7 protein-coding genes and 2 pseudogenes are annotated in these 15,762 nt (G+C 75.7%); 5 read left to right on the top strand and 4 right to left on the bottom strand.

Annotated features, from left to right (window positions below):
- Positions 1–132 precede the first annotated feature (132 nt).
- From STRBO_RS0119470 to STRBO_RS0119450, 5 genes are all read left to right on the top strand, one after another.
- Positions 133–999: a DUF4132 domain-containing protein gene (locus tag STRBO_RS0119470; protein ID WP_005474702.1), complete on the top strand. Its 867-nt coding sequence runs from the start codon at positions 133–135 to the stop codon at positions 997–999.
- A complete protein-coding gene (locus STRBO_RS0119465; RefSeq protein ID WP_028796752.1) occupies positions 996–5,906 on the top strand; it encodes a hypothetical protein in 4,911 nt (1,636 codons plus the stop codon). Before STRBO_RS0119470 ends, STRBO_RS0119465 begins: the two co-directional genes overlap by 4 nt.
- 82 nt (positions 5,907–5,988) lie before the next feature.
- A complete protein-coding gene (locus STRBO_RS0119460; RefSeq protein WP_005474706.1) occupies positions 5,989–7,149 on the top strand; it encodes an ATP-binding protein in 1,161 nt (386 codons plus the stop codon).
- Positions 7,146–10,967: a vWA domain-containing protein gene (locus STRBO_RS0119455; RefSeq protein WP_005474708.1), complete on the top strand. Its 3,822-nt coding sequence runs from the start codon at positions 7,146–7,148 to the stop codon at positions 10,965–10,967. The genes STRBO_RS0119460 and STRBO_RS0119455 overlap by 4 nt, the downstream gene beginning before the upstream one ends.
- On the top strand, positions 10,964–12,898 hold the full coding sequence (locus tag STRBO_RS0119450) for an SWIM zinc finger family protein (protein ID WP_005474710.1): 1,935 nt from the start codon (positions 10,964–10,966) through the stop codon (positions 12,896–12,898). Before STRBO_RS0119455 ends, STRBO_RS0119450 begins: the two co-directional genes overlap by 4 nt.
- A gap of 376 nt (positions 12,899–13,274) precedes the next feature.
- Here the strand turns inward: STRBO_RS0119450 and STRBO_RS45925 are convergent.
- The 4 genes and pseudogenes from STRBO_RS45925 to STRBO_RS0119425 form a co-directional block, all read right to left on the bottom strand.
- Positions 13,275–13,433: pseudogene (locus STRBO_RS45925) on the bottom strand (ion transporter); the annotation flags it as partial.
- 37 nt (positions 13,434–13,470) lie between these two features.
- Complete coding sequence (locus STRBO_RS0119445) at positions 13,471–14,052, bottom strand: TetR/AcrR family transcriptional regulator (RefSeq protein ID WP_005474718.1); 582 nt, start codon at positions 14,050–14,052, stop codon at positions 13,471–13,473.
- 120 nt (positions 14,053–14,172) lie between these two features.
- Positions 14,173–14,986, bottom strand: a pseudogene (locus STRBO_RS41735) (acyl-CoA dehydrogenase family protein); the annotation flags it as partial.
- 244 nt (positions 14,987–15,230) lie between these two features.
- Positions 15,231–15,704 (bottom strand): NUDIX hydrolase, encoded by a 474-nt coding sequence (locus STRBO_RS0119425; protein WP_005474721.1) that lies wholly within the window; start codon positions 15,702–15,704, stop codon positions 15,231–15,233.
- Positions 15,705–15,762 lie beyond the last annotated feature (58 nt).

The raw sequence follows: 15,762 nt of genomic DNA, 5'->3' as shown, positions 1-15,762 counted from the left end.
CTCGTCGGGAGGGGCCCCGCGCCGATTGTCAGTGGCTGCCGCTAGCGTTCCGCACATGGTCGCACTCGGGCCGGGATTCCCCGGCTGAACTGTGCTTTCTTCCTGTGCAATTGACGCTAGGGGCTGGGGTTCGTGGGTTGGCTGGCAGCGGGCGACGGATATGAAGTCGCTCTTGTGGAGGGGCGGGTGGCGGCGCGAGCCACCTCGGGCCGGGCGGCGGGACGGCAGTTGAAGTCGCTGCCGAAGGCGCTGAAGGACCACCCGGAGGTGGACCGGCTGCGGCGGTTCGCCGAATGGCTGGATCGGCACGCTGCGGCGTGCGTCACGCAGGTGGACGCCTGGATGGTGTCGTCACTGCCCGTGCCCACCGGTCTGCTGGCCCGGGTGTGGCCGGACGAGGCGTGGCAGGCCGCACTGCGCGACCTCGCGATCGTCGGCGACGACCCGGACGAGGTCGGCTTCCTGCGGGGCGCCACCGACTCCGGCGAACTGCGGGTGGTGAACCTGGACGGTGAGACGGTCCGCCTCTCCCCGCGCACGGTCACCCTGCCGCACCCGGTGCTGCTGCCGGACCTCGACGACATCCGGGAGTTCGCGGCGGAACTGGGCATCGTCCAGCGCGTCGAGCAGATACACCGGGCCATCTGGCGGCGGCCCGACGGTCTCGCCGCCAAGGCCACCCAAGTACGGGACTTCACCGGGGGCCGGTTCCGCTCCCGCTTCGCCCTCGCCGCCCGCGCCACCTCCCTCGGGTACCGCGTCTCCGGTGGTTACGCCACCGCACGCGTCCGGGACGGCGAGCGCACCGTCGAGGCCTCCGTGTGGATCGGGGAGCCCTACTGGGACGACGAGGTGGACACCGGCAACCTGACCTGGCAGGACCAGGACGGCCGCGCACTGCCGCTGGCCGAAGTGGGCCCGGTGGCCTGGTCGGAGGGGATGCGGATGGCCGCGGCGCTGTACGCCGGGCGCGTGATCGAGGAGGGCAAGGACGCATGAGCGGGGGGACAGCGGTGTCGTACGAGGACGTGCTGGCGGCGGGCGGGGTACTGCCGGCGGACACAAAGGGGGCCGGGGAGCGGGCGGTGCCGCTGACGGCGCGGACGTACCGTCATCCGGGTCTGGACGACCGGGTGGTGGTGCGGCTGGTCGCCGGGGAGCTGGGCGCGGCGGAGGACCTGGCCGCCGGGTTCCTCGGTCTGGAGCAGGACGCGGAGCCGGCGGTCGTGGGGCTGGGGCTGCGGCAGTCACTGGGCTTCCCCGAGTGGGTGCTGGTGCACCACCCGGCGGACGGACACCACGCGTTGGGTGTCGTGCCGGACCTGGAGCGGGCGGCCCGGCAGGCGAGGACGAAGCCCAAGGCGGCCATGGACGCCTATGTGGAGCTGGGCGAGCGGCTCGCGGCGTCGGTGCCGCACTTCCTGCCCACGTTCTACGAGCAGGCGGGGCGGGTGTTCCTCGCGGAGGAGAACGCCACGTACGCGGCGCAGTTGTTCACCCGCGCCCGCAAGGCCGAGGCGGAGCACGGGCTGGTCGTCGAGGAGGAGCGGCTCGACGCCGTGTTCCTGGAGTTCGCCCTGGCCGGCGCACTCCCGGTGAAGGTCCTGTCGGCGTACGCGAAGGAGCTGGCCGCACGGGTCCCGGCCGAGGAGGCACTGCGGCGCTTCACCAAGTTGTGCCTGCGCCGCACGGCGGGCGGTCTGCCGCCGTCGGCGCAGATGGCGAACGACCTGCGCAGGCTGGCCCGCGCCGCCGGCCGCGACGCGGACGTGACCGAGCAGGACTACCTGGCCGAGCTGCTGGTCCTGCCGTCCACGCTGCGCGCGGCGGCGGGCTGGTGGAAGGGCCACCGCACGGCGCTCGTGGCGCTGGCGGCGCGCGAGCCGAAGGTGCGCGGCACCCTGCTCGACACGCTCCCCTCGTCCTCCGACGACGACCTGCCCGCGATGTGGCTGGACATCCTGGAGGTCTCCGGCGCCACGGCCGCGCTGTGGGACGGTTCCCTGCCCGCGGAGCAGCGGCCGCACGACGGTACGGCGGGCTGGCTGGAGCGGTTCCTGGTGTTCCGGGAGCGCGCGCGGTCCTGGCGCGGTTCCACGCGGATGCCCGAGCTGTACCCGCTGGTGGAGCGGGCGGCGGACCAGCTGCGGAGGGAACTGACTGCCTCCGCACGGGAGTTGACGGTCACGCACGACATCGACCTGATGGACCTGTTGCTGTCCTTGGACGTGCCCGTGGCGGCCCCGGGGAAGGGCAACGCGCTCCCGCTGGAGCAGTGGGCCCCGGGTGAGGGCCACCGCGAGCTGCTGTCGCTGACCGCGGACTCCCGTTTCCACGACGCCTTCCGGCAGGGCGCGGACCGGTTCAGCGACGACGACTCCGGGCGGCGCGCGATCCGCGTGCTGGCCGCCTCACCCGGCGGCCGCCCGCTGCTGGCGCGGTGGGTGAGCGAGGTCGTCCGGCGGTTCACCGCCGTGGGCCTGCCCCAGCTGCCCGACGCGCTCGCCCGGCTGAAGTGGCTGCCCGCCGAGGCGCTGGCGCTCGCCGAGGAAGAGGTCCGCGCCGCCGTCGCCACCGACCTGGCACCGGTGCTGACGCGCACCCTGCGCGCCGGCCTCTTCGACGAACTGGGCTGGCCCGCCTGGGAGGACGCCACCGCCACCCTCGTCCCGAAGAACGACGTCGAGGACATCATCGTCGCCGACGCCTGGCCGCACCTCGTCGTGGCCGGTACCGCCCAGGCCCGCGTGATCGGCGCGGAAGGCACGCTCCTCACCCACGACCTGCGCATCCCGGCGAACGACAGCTGGGGCGACCCGGGCTTCCACCACGTGGACGGCGAACTGCTCGTCTACTGGCGCTCCCGCAACGACGGCCTGCGCGGCTACTGGCACACCCGCGCCGACAGCCCCCGCACCATGGAGGGCCCGGGCGGCACCCGGGGCACCGAGATGGACTGGTACAAGGGCGACCTGAGGCTCACCCTGCCCCTGCCGGGCGGCGGCCGCACCACCGGCGCGGGCGTCCTGCACACCGGGGACACCACCGTCCCCGAGGAGCGGTGGCTGATCTTCGACGGCGCCTCGTACTGGGTGTGGCACGCGGAGGGCGAGCAGGACGCCCACGGGTTCTACGAGTACGACCCGGCCACGAACACGCGCGGACGCATGAGCATGCCCGCGTTCCTCTCCGACGCGCTGGGTGACGCCCCCGAGGGCAGCACCTACGACAGCGGCTGGCTCGGCCCTTCCCCGACCGTCGGCCGCACGCCCGCCTCCGCTCCCGTGGACGGCGTGGTCGGCATCCGCACGGTCCGGCTGCCCGACGGTTCCCGGCGCACCCAGGACCTCGCCGGACACACCGTCACCCTGGCCGCCGAGCGGGGCCGGCCGTCGGCACTCGTGGTGTTCCCGGGCGACGACCGGGCCCGTGCCGTCGTGCGCAACGGCTGGCAGCTGGAGATCGTCGACACGGACGGCGTCGTCACGTCCATCGCGAAGACGGACCGTACGCCGGGGGTCTTCGGCGAGGGCACACTGCTGCTGCCGCCGGTGCAGTTCTGGGAGTGCATGACCGCCCGCGACCCGGAGGGCTCCGCCGCACTGCGCCGCATCGACCGGGCGACCGCGGCGGCGCTGCTGGCGGCCGCCGCCGAGGAGGACAAGGAGGCGCTGCCCGCCGCGATCCGCTCGCTCCTTCCGGTGACCCACGACGCGCTCGTCGCGGGTGTCGCGGGAGTCGTGCGCCACGCCGCCGGCCAGCAGGCCGTCCTCGACGGCGCGGCGACGCGGCTCACCCGGGCGCTCGACGGAGGCCTGGAGGAGGCGGAGGGACCCGCCGGGCCGGCGGACACCGTGCTCCAGCAGGCCCTGAGCGGTGTCGGCGGGTCGGCCGGCTACTGGTGGAACCGTGACGACCAGGCCGACACCGTCTTCCGTGCCCTGCGCGCCCTGACCAGGGCCGCCGGGCTCGCCGGGACCGCCGTGCCGCGGGAGCGCACCGTACGCCTCCACCTCGACGGGACCGGGCTGCCGGCCGGACGCCCGGAGCTGTCGACGTTGATCGACCGGGTGGGCGCCCTGGCGTTCCGGGCCGCGGCCCTCACCACCACGCGGGAGCACCGCGAGGTGCTGCGGACGCTCCTCGAACGACTCGACACCCTCGGGCTGGGCAACGACGGCGCGTCCACCCGGTGGCGCGAGGTGACCCTCAGGCTGGGGGCCGACCAGCTGCGCACCCCGTCGGGCGCATGGCGCGAGGGTTCGTGGGACGGACTTCTGCCCCTGGGCGGGGGCGCGTTCCTGGCGATCCTGGAGCACGGCTCGCCGAACGGCGACGGCTGCGACTTCCGGGGCTACTTCCACGACCCGGCGGAGCGGTTCGAGACCCCGGAACCGTACACACTGCAGAAGTCCGCCCCGCTGGGCGTCGCGGGCGACGCTCCCTGGATCGACGGGTTCCTGGCGGAGCTCGCCGCGCGGGGACCGGCGCCCTGGTTCCCGGAGGCGGCCGAGGAGTTCGCCCGGCTGACCGGCGTCACCGAGACCGTGGCCCGGCTGGTCGTGGCCGGTCTTCCGGGGGTCGACGTCCACCAGCGCACGTTCCTGACCACGGAGGCCCGCAACGCCCTCGGGGTCAAGGCCGCCCCCGCGGCCGTCGCCAAGGACGAGCTCCAGGGCGTCGACAACGCGGTCCGCGCGGCCGTGGTCGGCGCGCTGCTGCCCGACGACCCCGCCGGACTGTGGACCGACGGGCCGAACGTGGCCGCCGCGGCCGAGCTGTGGAACAGCGAGGTCGGCAGGCGGACGGCCGTGCCCGAGGACGTGCTCGCCGACGCCCTGCGCGCGCTCAGGCACGCACGGTGGAACGTACGCGAGGCCCTGCCCGCCCTGCTGCACCCGGCAGGTGAGCCCCGGCTCACCCAGGACCTGGAATGGGCCGTCAAGGGCGACCGGGTCAGGCCGGTGACGGACGACGCGGTCGGGTTCACGGCGGACACGCTGGTCGGCTCGGTCGGGCCGGCCGCCTGGCTCGCCCACCGCCTGCCCGCCGGCGACCCGCTCCGGGCCGCGCTGCCCGCCGCGCTCACCGCCGTACGGGAGCGGCTCGCCCACCCCGGGCTGGTGCTCGACCTCGGGCAGTACATCAGCATCACCCAGTTCCGGAAGACTGCGGGCACCCCGACCGAGACCGGCCAGGGCTTCGAGCGGTACGGCGCCGTCGTCCTCGCCACCCACGACGACCAGCCGGCGCCGGGCATCCGGGTCGCGCTGCTCGACGAGGCGGGCCAGGACCCGTATCTGCCCGCGCTGCGGGTCGACAACCAGCGGCCCTACGCGGCCGAGGTGGCGCTGCGCCTGGCCCGTTCCGCCCCGTACGCGGCCCTGATGGCCGACCCGGGGGACCCGGAAGCGGGCGAGCGCGCCCAGGACGGCACCTGGTGGCCGCAGGATCCGAGCCGTTCGGTGCCCGAGCTGGTGACCGAGGTGGCGAAGGAGTACGGCATCGGCGAGGACGCGGCCACGCTCTATCTGATGCTGCTGGCCATGCCCGACCCGACCGACCGTACGACGGCCCGCTGGACGGGATGGAAGCCGGCCCGGCTCCGGGCGGCCCGTGCCGAGCTGGCCGGGGGCGAGCTGGTGGTGGTGGCCAGCCGGACCAGGGCCGGGCGTTCGCTCTTCCTGCCCGGCGCCTGGGTCGACCCGAAGGCACCGCGGCTGCCGCTGGAGCGGTGGAAGCTGCCGCTGTTCGGCGAGCTGATGACCGACGAGCACGCGACGTTCGGCGTGATCGTGCCGACCGAACCGGCCGCCGAGCTGTACCGCAGGGCCTGGCAGCGCGTCCAGGACGGCGACGCGCCCCGGTTCGAGGAACTGAAGGTACGGCGGGGCCGCCGCCGCTGACCGACCCGGGGGCGCCCCGCACCGGGCGCCCCCGGCACCCGTCCGTCACCACGACCCACAGACCTGACGAGCAAGGACATTCATGACCCCGACCGACACGGCGACGGCCCTCCCGGCCCGGCAGACCCTGCCCGCCGAGGAACGCCACGCCACCGAACTCGACTTCCTCGCCGCCCACGACCAGGGACCCCGCCCGCCCGGCTGGCGTCTGACGCCGCGTTCCGTGGTGACCTTCGTCTGCGGCAGCGGCGGCGACGCCCTGAAGATGGCCGAGCCGCACGAGACGCTGCCCGACAAGCTGGTGATCGCGCCCAAGTTCGTCGGCGAACGCGCCCTGGTCGAGCGGTGCGTGGTCACCCTCGCCGGTGAGCGGGGCCTGCTGCTGGTCGGCGAGCCCGGTACGGCCAAGTCGATGCTCTCCGAGCTGCTGTCGGCCGCCGTGTGCGGCACCAGCGCGCTCACCGTGCAGGGCACCGCCGGCACCACCGAGGACGCCTTCCGCTACGGCTGGAACTACGCCCTGCTGCTCGCCCAGGGCCCGACCCCGCAGGCGCTGGTCGACTCACCGGTGCTCGGCGCCATGCGCTCGGGCCGGGTGGCGCGGGTCGAGGAGATCACCCGCTGTCTGCCCGAGGTGCAGGACGCCCTGGTGTCGATCCTGTCCGACCGCCGGGTGAGCGTGCCCGAGCTGTCCGGGACGGACGACGCCCAGGTCCCGGCCGCGCCCGGGTTCACCGTCATCGCCACCGCCAACCTGCGTGACCGGGGTGTCTCGGAGATGTCCGCCGCGCTCAAGCGGCGCTTCAACTTCGAGACGGTGCACCCGATCGCGGACGTCGACGCCGAGACCGCCCTCGTCCGGCGGCAGGCGGAGGCGGCCGTCCACCGGGCGGGCGCGGCCTTCGGCGTCGACGACGCCGTGCTCGACGTGCTGGTGACCGTCTTCCGTGATCTGCGCGCGGGGCGCTCCGCCGAGGGCTGGGACGTGGAGCGGCCCGGCACGGTGATGTCCACCGCCGAGGCCGTGCAGGTCGCGGCCTCGCTCGGGGTGGCCACCGCGTACCTGTCCGGCGGGGACGCCCTCGACCTCGTCCCCGGGCACCTGCTCGGTGTGGTCCGCAAGGACGACCCGGCCGACCACGCACGGCTGCTCGGCTACTGGGACGGTCCGGTGCGCCGCCGCGCCGAGGACGGCTCGGCGATGTGGCGCCGCCTCTGGGACCTGCGGGAGAACCTTCGGTGACGAGCACTCAGGACCCGCGGGAGGCCGTCACGGCCCTCGCCGACTCCGCCGCGCCGTACCTGCTGGGGGTACGGCACCACAGCCCGGCCCTCGCCGCGGCCGTACCCGCCCTGCTGGACGCCTCCGGCGCGCAGGTCGTCTGTGTGGAGCTGCCTGCCGACTTCCAGCACTGGCTCCCCCACCTCGCCGCCCCCGGCACTCTGGCCCCGGTCGCCCTGGCCGGGGCGAGCGAGGGCGGACGGCTCGGCTTCTACCCGTTCGCCGACTTCTCCCCCGAACTCGCCGCGCTCCGCTGGGCGCGGGAGCGAGGGGTGGAGGTGGTGTGCTGCGACCTGCCGATGTCGGATCCCGCGTGGAGCGCGGACGGGTTCGGCGTGCGCGCGGGAGAGTCCGCTCCGGATCCGCAGGGCCCGGCACCGGGCACGGACGGCCCGGCGTCGGACACGGGTGGCCCGGCGTCGGACACGGGTGGGGCCAGGCCGGCGGCAGCGGGCCCGAGCCCGGCCACGCCGAGCACGGACACGCGGGACGCGGACACCCGGGACGCGGACATGCGGAGCGCGGTCGCCGAGGCCGCGCCTCTCGCCTCGCCCACCGCCTTCGCGGCCGCGCTCACCGCCGCCGGGACGGGCCGCGACGGCGACGACCTGTGGGACAGGTGCGTGGAGGTGCTCGCCCCCGGCTGCGCCCCCGAGGCGATCCGCCGTGCCGCCCTCGGCGTGGGGTGGGCGCTGCGCCGCGACGCCGAGTCGGCGGGCGGCGTGCCGTCGGTGGACCTGGCCCGCGAGACCCATATGCGGGACACGATCGCCCGCGCGGCGGCGGACGGCCGCCGGGTCGCGGCCGTGATCGGCGCGTTCCACGCCCCGGCGCTCACGGCCGCGTCCGCGACCGGCCCTGCCGAGGCGGAAAGAGAGACGCGGACCCAGGGCACGACCGGAGCCGGGGTCACGGCCGCGTCCCGGGGAGCGGCCCTCGTCGGGGACCACCCCTGCGTCGTCACGTCCCTCGTTCCGTACGCCTTCGACCTGCTGGACTCCCGTTCCGGGTACCCGGCGGGCATCCGGGACCCGCGCTGGCAGCAGGCGGTCTTCACTGCCGCCGGTGATCCCGGGCGGCTGCGGGACGCCGCCGCCCGGGCGATCACCGATGTGTGCCGGGAGCTGCGCGCCGCCGGGCACACGGCGGGCACGGGCGAGGCGGCCGAAACCCTCCGGATGGCGTGCGACCTGGCCAGTATCCGGGGGCTCACGGCCCCCGGCCGGGGCGAGGTCCTGGAGGCGCTGACGACCGTGATGGGCCAGGGCGAGCCGCTCGGCCGGGGCCGGGCCCTCGCCCGGGCCCTCGAAGTGGTCCTGGTCGGCACCGACCGGGGCCGGACCGCGCCGGGCACCCCGCGTTCCGGACTCGGTCCGTCCGTGGAGGCGGAACTGGCCGCGCTGCGGCTGCCCGGCCCGGACGACCCCGCCGCGCGCGAACTCCGGCTCGACCCGCTCCGCTCCGCGCTCGACAACCGCCGCGAGACCCTGCTCCAGCGCCTGGCGGTGTGCGGCGCGGGCTACGGCGAGGCCGTGGAGGTGGCCGGCACGGGCGACGGGACGGCGCTCACGACCCGGTGGCGGCTGTCCTGGACGCCCGCCGTCCCCGTACGGCTCGACCTGGCCGGCATACGGGGCGTGACCTCGGCCCTGGCCGCCGAGGGCACCCTGCGGGAGACCTTCCGCCGGGAGTCGGCGGACGGCGGACCCACCTGCGCGCTGGTGCTCGCCGGGCTCCGCGCGGCGGCCCGCTGCGACCTGCCCGCGCTGGTCGCCGACCGTCTGGCCGACGCCGCCGTCGTACTCCCGTCGTCGGCCACGCTCCCCGAACTCCTCGAAGCGCTCGACCTGTTGGAGGCCCTGCGCCGGGGCCATCTGCCCGGCACCACCGCCGAGGGCAGACTGTCCGCCGCCGAACTGGCCGTCGACCTGTTGGAGGCAGCCGTCCGCGCGCTGCCCGGCCTCGCGGGCAGCGACCAGCCGGAGGACGCGGCCGCGCTCGTCGCACTCGCCTCGCGGGCCGGTGAACACCGCCTCGGCCTGCGCATGGACGACGCGCTGGGCACCCTCGCGCGCACCGGCTCCCCGCTGGTCCAGGGCGCGGCGCTGGCCGCCCGTGTCCTGCTCGACCTCGACTCCGCCGACACCCTCGGGGCACGTGCCGCCGGCTGGATCGACACGGCCACCGGGCCCGACAGCCGGCTGGCGCTGGCCCGCCGCCTCAGCGGCCTGCTCAGCGGCGCGGCCCCGCTGCTGCAGTCCGCGCCGACCGCGCTGGACCCGCTGCTCGACCGTATCGACACGCTCCCCGACCAGGGGTTCCTGGACCGGCTGCCCGCCCTGCGCGGCGGCTTCGACACGCTCGCCCCGGCCGGCCGCGACCGCCTTCTCGACACGGTCACCGAACGCCTCGGCGACCGCCTGGACCTGTCGCTCGGCGCCTCACCGGCGCTCCTCGCCCTGTGGACGGCGGCGGACAGGGCGGGCCGGGCGGCCGTCGACTCGCTGCGGCTGACGGCCGGTACGACCCTGGTGGGCCCGGTCGAGGACGCCGACGGCATCGCCGTCCCCCGCACCGTCGCAGGCCCCGCCGGCCCCGTGGTCACCGGGACCGCCGAAGCCGCGGTACCCACCCCCGCGACGTCCGGCCTCCCGCACCTCAGCCCCACCGACCGCTGGCGGCTGCTCCTGGGCCGGGAGAGCGAGAAGCTGCCGCAGGGGGCCCGCCGTTACGCGCACGCGCTGGACGAGCTGTACGGCACCGGCCGGGGCGAGGGTTCCTCCGATCTCGGGCGGGAGGGCGGCCCGGGCCGGGCCGGCGGTCAGGACTCGTCGTTCCCCACGGCCCGGGAGTGGGCCGAGGAGCTGGACGCCCTCTTCGGCGCGGAGGTCCGCGAGGAGGTGCTGGCGCGGGCCGCCGACCAGGGCCGTACGGACGTCCTGGCCGAGCTGGACCCCAAGGCCGTGCGTCCTTCGGTCGACCTGCTGACCTCCGTGCTGTCCCTCGCCGGAGGGATGCCCGAGCAGCAACTGGCCAGGCTGCGCCCGCTGGTACGGCGTCTGGTCGAGGAACTGGCGAAGGAACTCGCCACCCGCATGCGCCCCGCGCTGACGGGTCTGGCCACGCCGCGCCCGACCCGCCGCCCCGGTGGCCGCCTCGACCTGCCGCGCACCCTGCGGGCCAACCTGGCCCACACGCGCCGGACGGCGGACGGCCGGACCGTGGTGGTGCCGGAGCGGCCGGTGTTCAGCACCCGGTCCCGCAAGGAGGCGGACTGGCGGCTGATCCTCGTCGTCGACGTGTCCGGGTCCATGGAGGCCTCCGTCATCTGGTCGGCGCTGACCGCGGCCGTGCTGGGCGGGGTGCCCACGCTGTCGACGCACTTCCTGGCGTTCTCGACCGACGTGATCGACCTGACCGACCGGGTGGACGACCCGTTGTCGCTGCTGCTGGAGGTGCGGGTCGGCGGCGGCACCCATATCGCCGCGGGGCTGGCCCACGCCCGTTCCCTGGTGACCGTGCCCAGCCGCACCCTGGTGGTGGTCGTGAGCGACTTCGAGGAGGGCTACCCGCTGGGCGGGCTCCTCGGCGAGGTACGGGCCCTCGCGGGTTCCGGGGTGCATCTGATGGGCTGCGCCGCCCTGGACGACACCGGCACCCCGCGCTACTCGGTGCCCGTCGCCCAGCAACTCGTCGCGGCCGGGATGCCGGTCGCCGCCCTCAGCCCCCTCGCCCTCGCCCGCTGGGTGGGCGACCGCCTCCGCGGAGAGAGTCGATGAACGCCGAACTGCCCCCGGCGACGCCCGATGTGGTCGCCGCCGCCGTCGAGAGTCTGACCTCACGGCTGCGCAAGAAGCTGGACGCCGCGATCGAGACGTACGCGGCGGTGCCCGTCACGGCCGACGGCGGCGCCCTGCGCGTCCGCTGCGGCGAGGACGCCGAGGTCACGCTCACGCCCGGACCCTCCGGAGCGGTGACCGACGCCGAGGCAGCGGTGTGCAGCTGCCTGCTCGCACCCCGCTGTCTGCACCGCGCCGCCGTGCTGAGCGCCTGCCCGGTGGCCGACGCCGCCGCCGACGGCACGAGCGGGGAGACGGCCGGCGAAGTCAGCGGAGCCACCGGCTCGGCCGGCCCCGAAGCGACCGGGTCGGTCGGCGTCGCGGCCGTGGGCACCGCGGACCCCGACGGCAATGAGGGCGGAGAGGGCACGGTCCCGTCCCCCACCCCCGAAGCCACGCCCCCCACCCCCGCCCAGGCCGCCGCCGCGGCCGGCCTCTGGGCCGCCGCCGCGGCCGTGCTCGCCGCCGGGGTCCCGGCCGCGGGCGCGGTGCCCCAGGCGGAGTTGCTGCGGGCCGCGCACACCGCTCGGCTCGCGGGGCTGCACCGCGCCGAGGCGGCCGCGCTGCGGGTGGTGCGCGGGCTGCGCGGCGCCCGCGCCCGGCACGAGGGCCACCGGCTGGCCGACCTGGTCGCAGGTGTGCGCGAACTGCTGCTCACCACAAGCCTGTTGGCGGTGGCGGACCCGGATCCGGCCCTCGTCGGCACGGCCCGCCGTGCCTACCGGCCGGGCGGCAGTCTGCGGGTGCACGGGGTGTGCCGGGAGCCGGTGATCTCGGCCACCGGTTACGGCGGAGTCGTCACCCATCTCGTCTCCGACGACGGGCGCTGGTTCTCGGTCGCCGACGTCAAACCGGGCGGCCCGGCGCGCGCCCGGGGCGCCGGTACCGCCACGGTCGCCCTCGGCTCGGGCACCGTCGACCACGCCGGGCTCTCCCGTGGCGGGCTGCTGATCTCCGGGGCCACGCTCTCCCCGGACGGCCGCCTCGGCTCCGGCAAAGGTGTGCGGGCCACTCCACTCAGCGGCCTCGCCTGGACGTCGGGACCGCTCGCCGCCCTCTTCGCCCGCCCCTTGGCGGAGGCGGTCGCCGAACGGCTCACGGTCACCCCCGGCACGGATCCGGAGCAGGCCGAACAGACGGCCCGCAGGCTGGTCGGCTGCGATCTGGTTCTCGTCGGCGCGGTCGGCGACCAGCTGCTCGCCCGCGAGGTGTCCCCCGCCGGGACATCGGCCGGTGACGGCCTGCTCGTCCGGCTGACTCCGGCCAACAGCCATCCGGACCTCGCGCACACCGCCAACTTCCGTCAGCTCGCCGCCCGGCCCGGCCTGCGGCTGCGCGTGCTCGGTCGCCTCGAACCGGACCGCGCCGCCACGCTCCGCCCCCTCGCGATCGGCCCGGCCCCGGACACGGAAGCCACCGTGCGGCTGCCGGACGACTGGCACGGCCACGCCGATCTGGGCTACGACCGCCTCCAGGGCGCGCACTTCCCGCCGCCGGACGCCCTGCCGGCCCCGGACGGCCTCGTCGGCGTCCCGGCCGACCCGCTCGCCGAGGCTCCGTTGTGGCGGCTGCGCCGGCTGGTGGAGGTCGCCGTCTCCGGGGGCCGCCGCGCGGTGGCCGAGCCTGCCCGCGACGGCGACCGGAACGGCGCGGGCGCGGCCCTGCGACGGGGCGGCTTCCACGCGGCCGCGGGCTTGTCGGCCGCGCTCACCGCGGAAGCCGACCGCCGCTCCCGCGATGTCTTCGGCCGCATCACCGATCCCGACCCGGCCCCCTACGCCCGGGCCTGGCTGGCCACCGCGGTCTACCTGGCCGCCACCGAACGCGCCCTGATCCAGGCCACCTGGCAGCCACCGGCCCCCGGCGCCTGATCACTGCCTGTTCCGCTCCCGCCCGACGCGCGCGCCCCGGTCACCCCCGACCGGGGCGCGCGCGTCGCTCCCCGGGCCGACGGCCGTGGCACCGGTTCCTCCGCCTCCCGGTGGGGGGTGGGCGGCCGGTGCCGGTGGATGCTCGATTCGAGGGCGTCGAGGGCCTGCCGGGCGGCCAGGGTGCGCAGGCGGAGTTCGTCCTCGGCGGCGGTGGTGTGTCCCTCGTCGACCGGACCCGGCGTACCGGGCCTGCCTTCCCGCCCGCGCGCCCGTTCCGCCCGCGCAGTAGCCCTCACCTCCTCTTCCCGTTCCCTCTCGCGGGCCTCGTCGAGGGAGCTGATGACGATACCGATGAGGACGTTGACGAGGACGAGCCGTTCTCGCGGGCGAAGGGGAGGAGCGCGGAGGCCACGACGGCCAGGTCGAACAGGTTCCACGGGTCGCGGAGGAAGTCGCGGGGGCGGTCGGCGTGCGCACAGGCACGCAGGAGTATCTCCGCGGTGAAGGCGACCAGGACGGCGTGCTCGGCGAGGCGTGACCGTGAGGCACGCGCGGTATCGGTGCGCGGGCGCTCACCTCCGGCCGGGTGCCCCCGTACGCAGGCCGCGCATGACGAGGTCGAAGAGGCGGGCGGCGCGGGGTTCCCAGTCGCCTTGGGGGTCGAGCTGCCAGACGCCGGCGATGGCGAGGACCAGGTCGTCGGCGGTCACACCCGGGCGGATGGTTCCTGCGTCGTGGTTGGCCTTGAGCAGGAGGTCGATCGCGGCGACCAGGAGCGGGTAGCCGGGTTTCGCCGGGGCGCCGGCCGCGGCGGTGGCCCGGCGCAGCGCGTCGGCCAGGCCGGGCTTGGCCGTGACGTAGCGGGCGAGGAGGTCGAGCCAGGCGCGCAGAGCCCGGCCGGGCTCCAGGGTTCGCAGCAACTCGGCGGCTCCGTCGACCAGTTGCTGCACCTCCTGGCGGTGAACCTCCAGGACGAGCGCCTCCCGGTCGGGGAAGTTCCGGTAGAAGGTGCCCTGTCCCACGCCCGCCTTCTTGGCGATCACGCTCAGCGGCACGTCGGCGGAACGGGACAACTCGGCCAGTGCCACCGCAAGGATGCGCGCGCGATTGCGCTGCGCGTCGGACCGCTGGGGCACCTCGCTCGCCGGCGCCACTCGCCCGCCTCCCTGACGCCCGCCCGGCACGGACGGACGGATGTCGACTTAGGGCGACCTTACCGCGCTTCCCGGCCGGAACGAAGACCTTCTCGGCCACCCGGGGCGACCAGGCGCCCCTCACCCGCCCGGCGGTGCTCGCCGCAGGATCGCGTCCAGGTCGGCGGAGCCGGGGAGCGTGCCGTAGGTGTGCCCCCACTCGCCGCCGAGCCGGGTCGCGCAGAACGCGTCGGCGACCGCGGGCGGGGCGTGCCGGACCAGCAGGGCGGCCTGCAAGGTGAGCGCCATCGCTCGACCAGACGGCGGGCACCGGACGCCGGGCCCCGCTTGGTCACCCAATACTTGCCGACGGCGGTGGCGAGCCGGCGGAACATCCGCTCGCCCTCGTCCCCGCGCACCGACCGGTCGGCGGCGCCCGCCAGTCGCAGGGTGAGCGCCGTGGCCGCCTCGGACTCCAGCGCGAGATCGGCCAGGACGTTGCGCATCAGGGGCTGGTCGAGGAGCCGCGAGCCGAAGGCGGAGCGGTGCCGCGCGTGGTGGCCCGCCTCGACGAGCGTCCTGCGCATCAGCGCCGTCGAGCGCGGCTGCCGTCCGGCAGGACACGCGGCACCAGGAAACAGGTCAGCCCGGCCGGGGCCTGGGCCAGCACCAGGAACAGATCGCACATCGGCGCCGACGTGAACCACTTGTGCCCCCGCAGGGTGTACACCCCGGGCTCGGAACTCGGCGTCGCCGCCGTGGTGTTGGCCCGTACGTCGCTGCCGCCCTGCTTCTCGGCCATCCCCATCCCGGCGAGCAGCCCGCGCCTGCCGGTGGGCACACCCAGGCCCGGGTCGTACTCCCGGCCGGTCAGCAGCGGTTCGTACACGGCGGCCAGCTCCGGCTGCCGGCCCAGCGCGCCCGCGATACGCGCGAGATGGGCGCCGGGCAGGTCGACCGGTCCGGCCCCGCGGCCCCCGCCGTCACGGCGGACGGCGTCTTCGTCTCCCCCGCCCCGGACCGCCTTCGCACCCTGTTCCCGTACCTGGGAGACACGCCGTAGCCTCCCTCTCGGCCCGGGCATCGACGGGCTCGACGGTCGATCGGGGGACGGCACACGGCATATCGGCGTGCGGCGGTACCGGCGTGGCCGGCGGGCTGCTGCTCAGGGCGCTGCTGCCGAGGCCGGTGACCTGGCGTCAGGCCGTGGGATCGAACCAGGTGACCGTGTCGGACATCGTCTGCTTGATGCGGAACAGCGCGAACTCGCTCAGGACCGGCAGGGCGTCCAGCGAGAACCAGCCGACCTCCAGGGACTCGTCGTCGTTGACGCGTGCCTCGCCGCCGACGGCTCGGCAGTGGAAGGTGATGTCCATGTACTGGCAGACGTCCCCGTTGTCGTACCGCACGGGGTCCAGGGCCTGGACGAGGACGACCCGCTCGGCCACGCACCGCACCGCAGTCTCCTCGTAGACCTCCCGCACGGCGCAGGCCGCCGGCTGTTCCCCCGGGTCCGGGATACCGCCGATGAGCGACCACTTGCCGTTGTCGGACCGACGGCCAAGCAGCACTCTGCCCTCGTCGTCGAGGACGAGGGCGGTGACTCCGGGAAGCCAGAGCAGCTGGGTGCCGGCGGATGCACGGAGTGTGCGGATGAAGTCAGGGGTAGCCATGGAGCCGACCCTAACGGGCCGGTTCCCTCATTCCCGCCGTTCCGCCACGCGCACACGA

Source organism: Streptomyces bottropensis ATCC 25435 (assembly GCF_000383595.1).
GTDB classification, from domain to species: Bacteria; Actinomycetota; Actinomycetes; order Streptomycetales; family Streptomycetaceae; genus Streptomyces; species Streptomyces bottropensis.
This window is presented reverse-complemented; position numbering and strand designations above follow the sequence as displayed.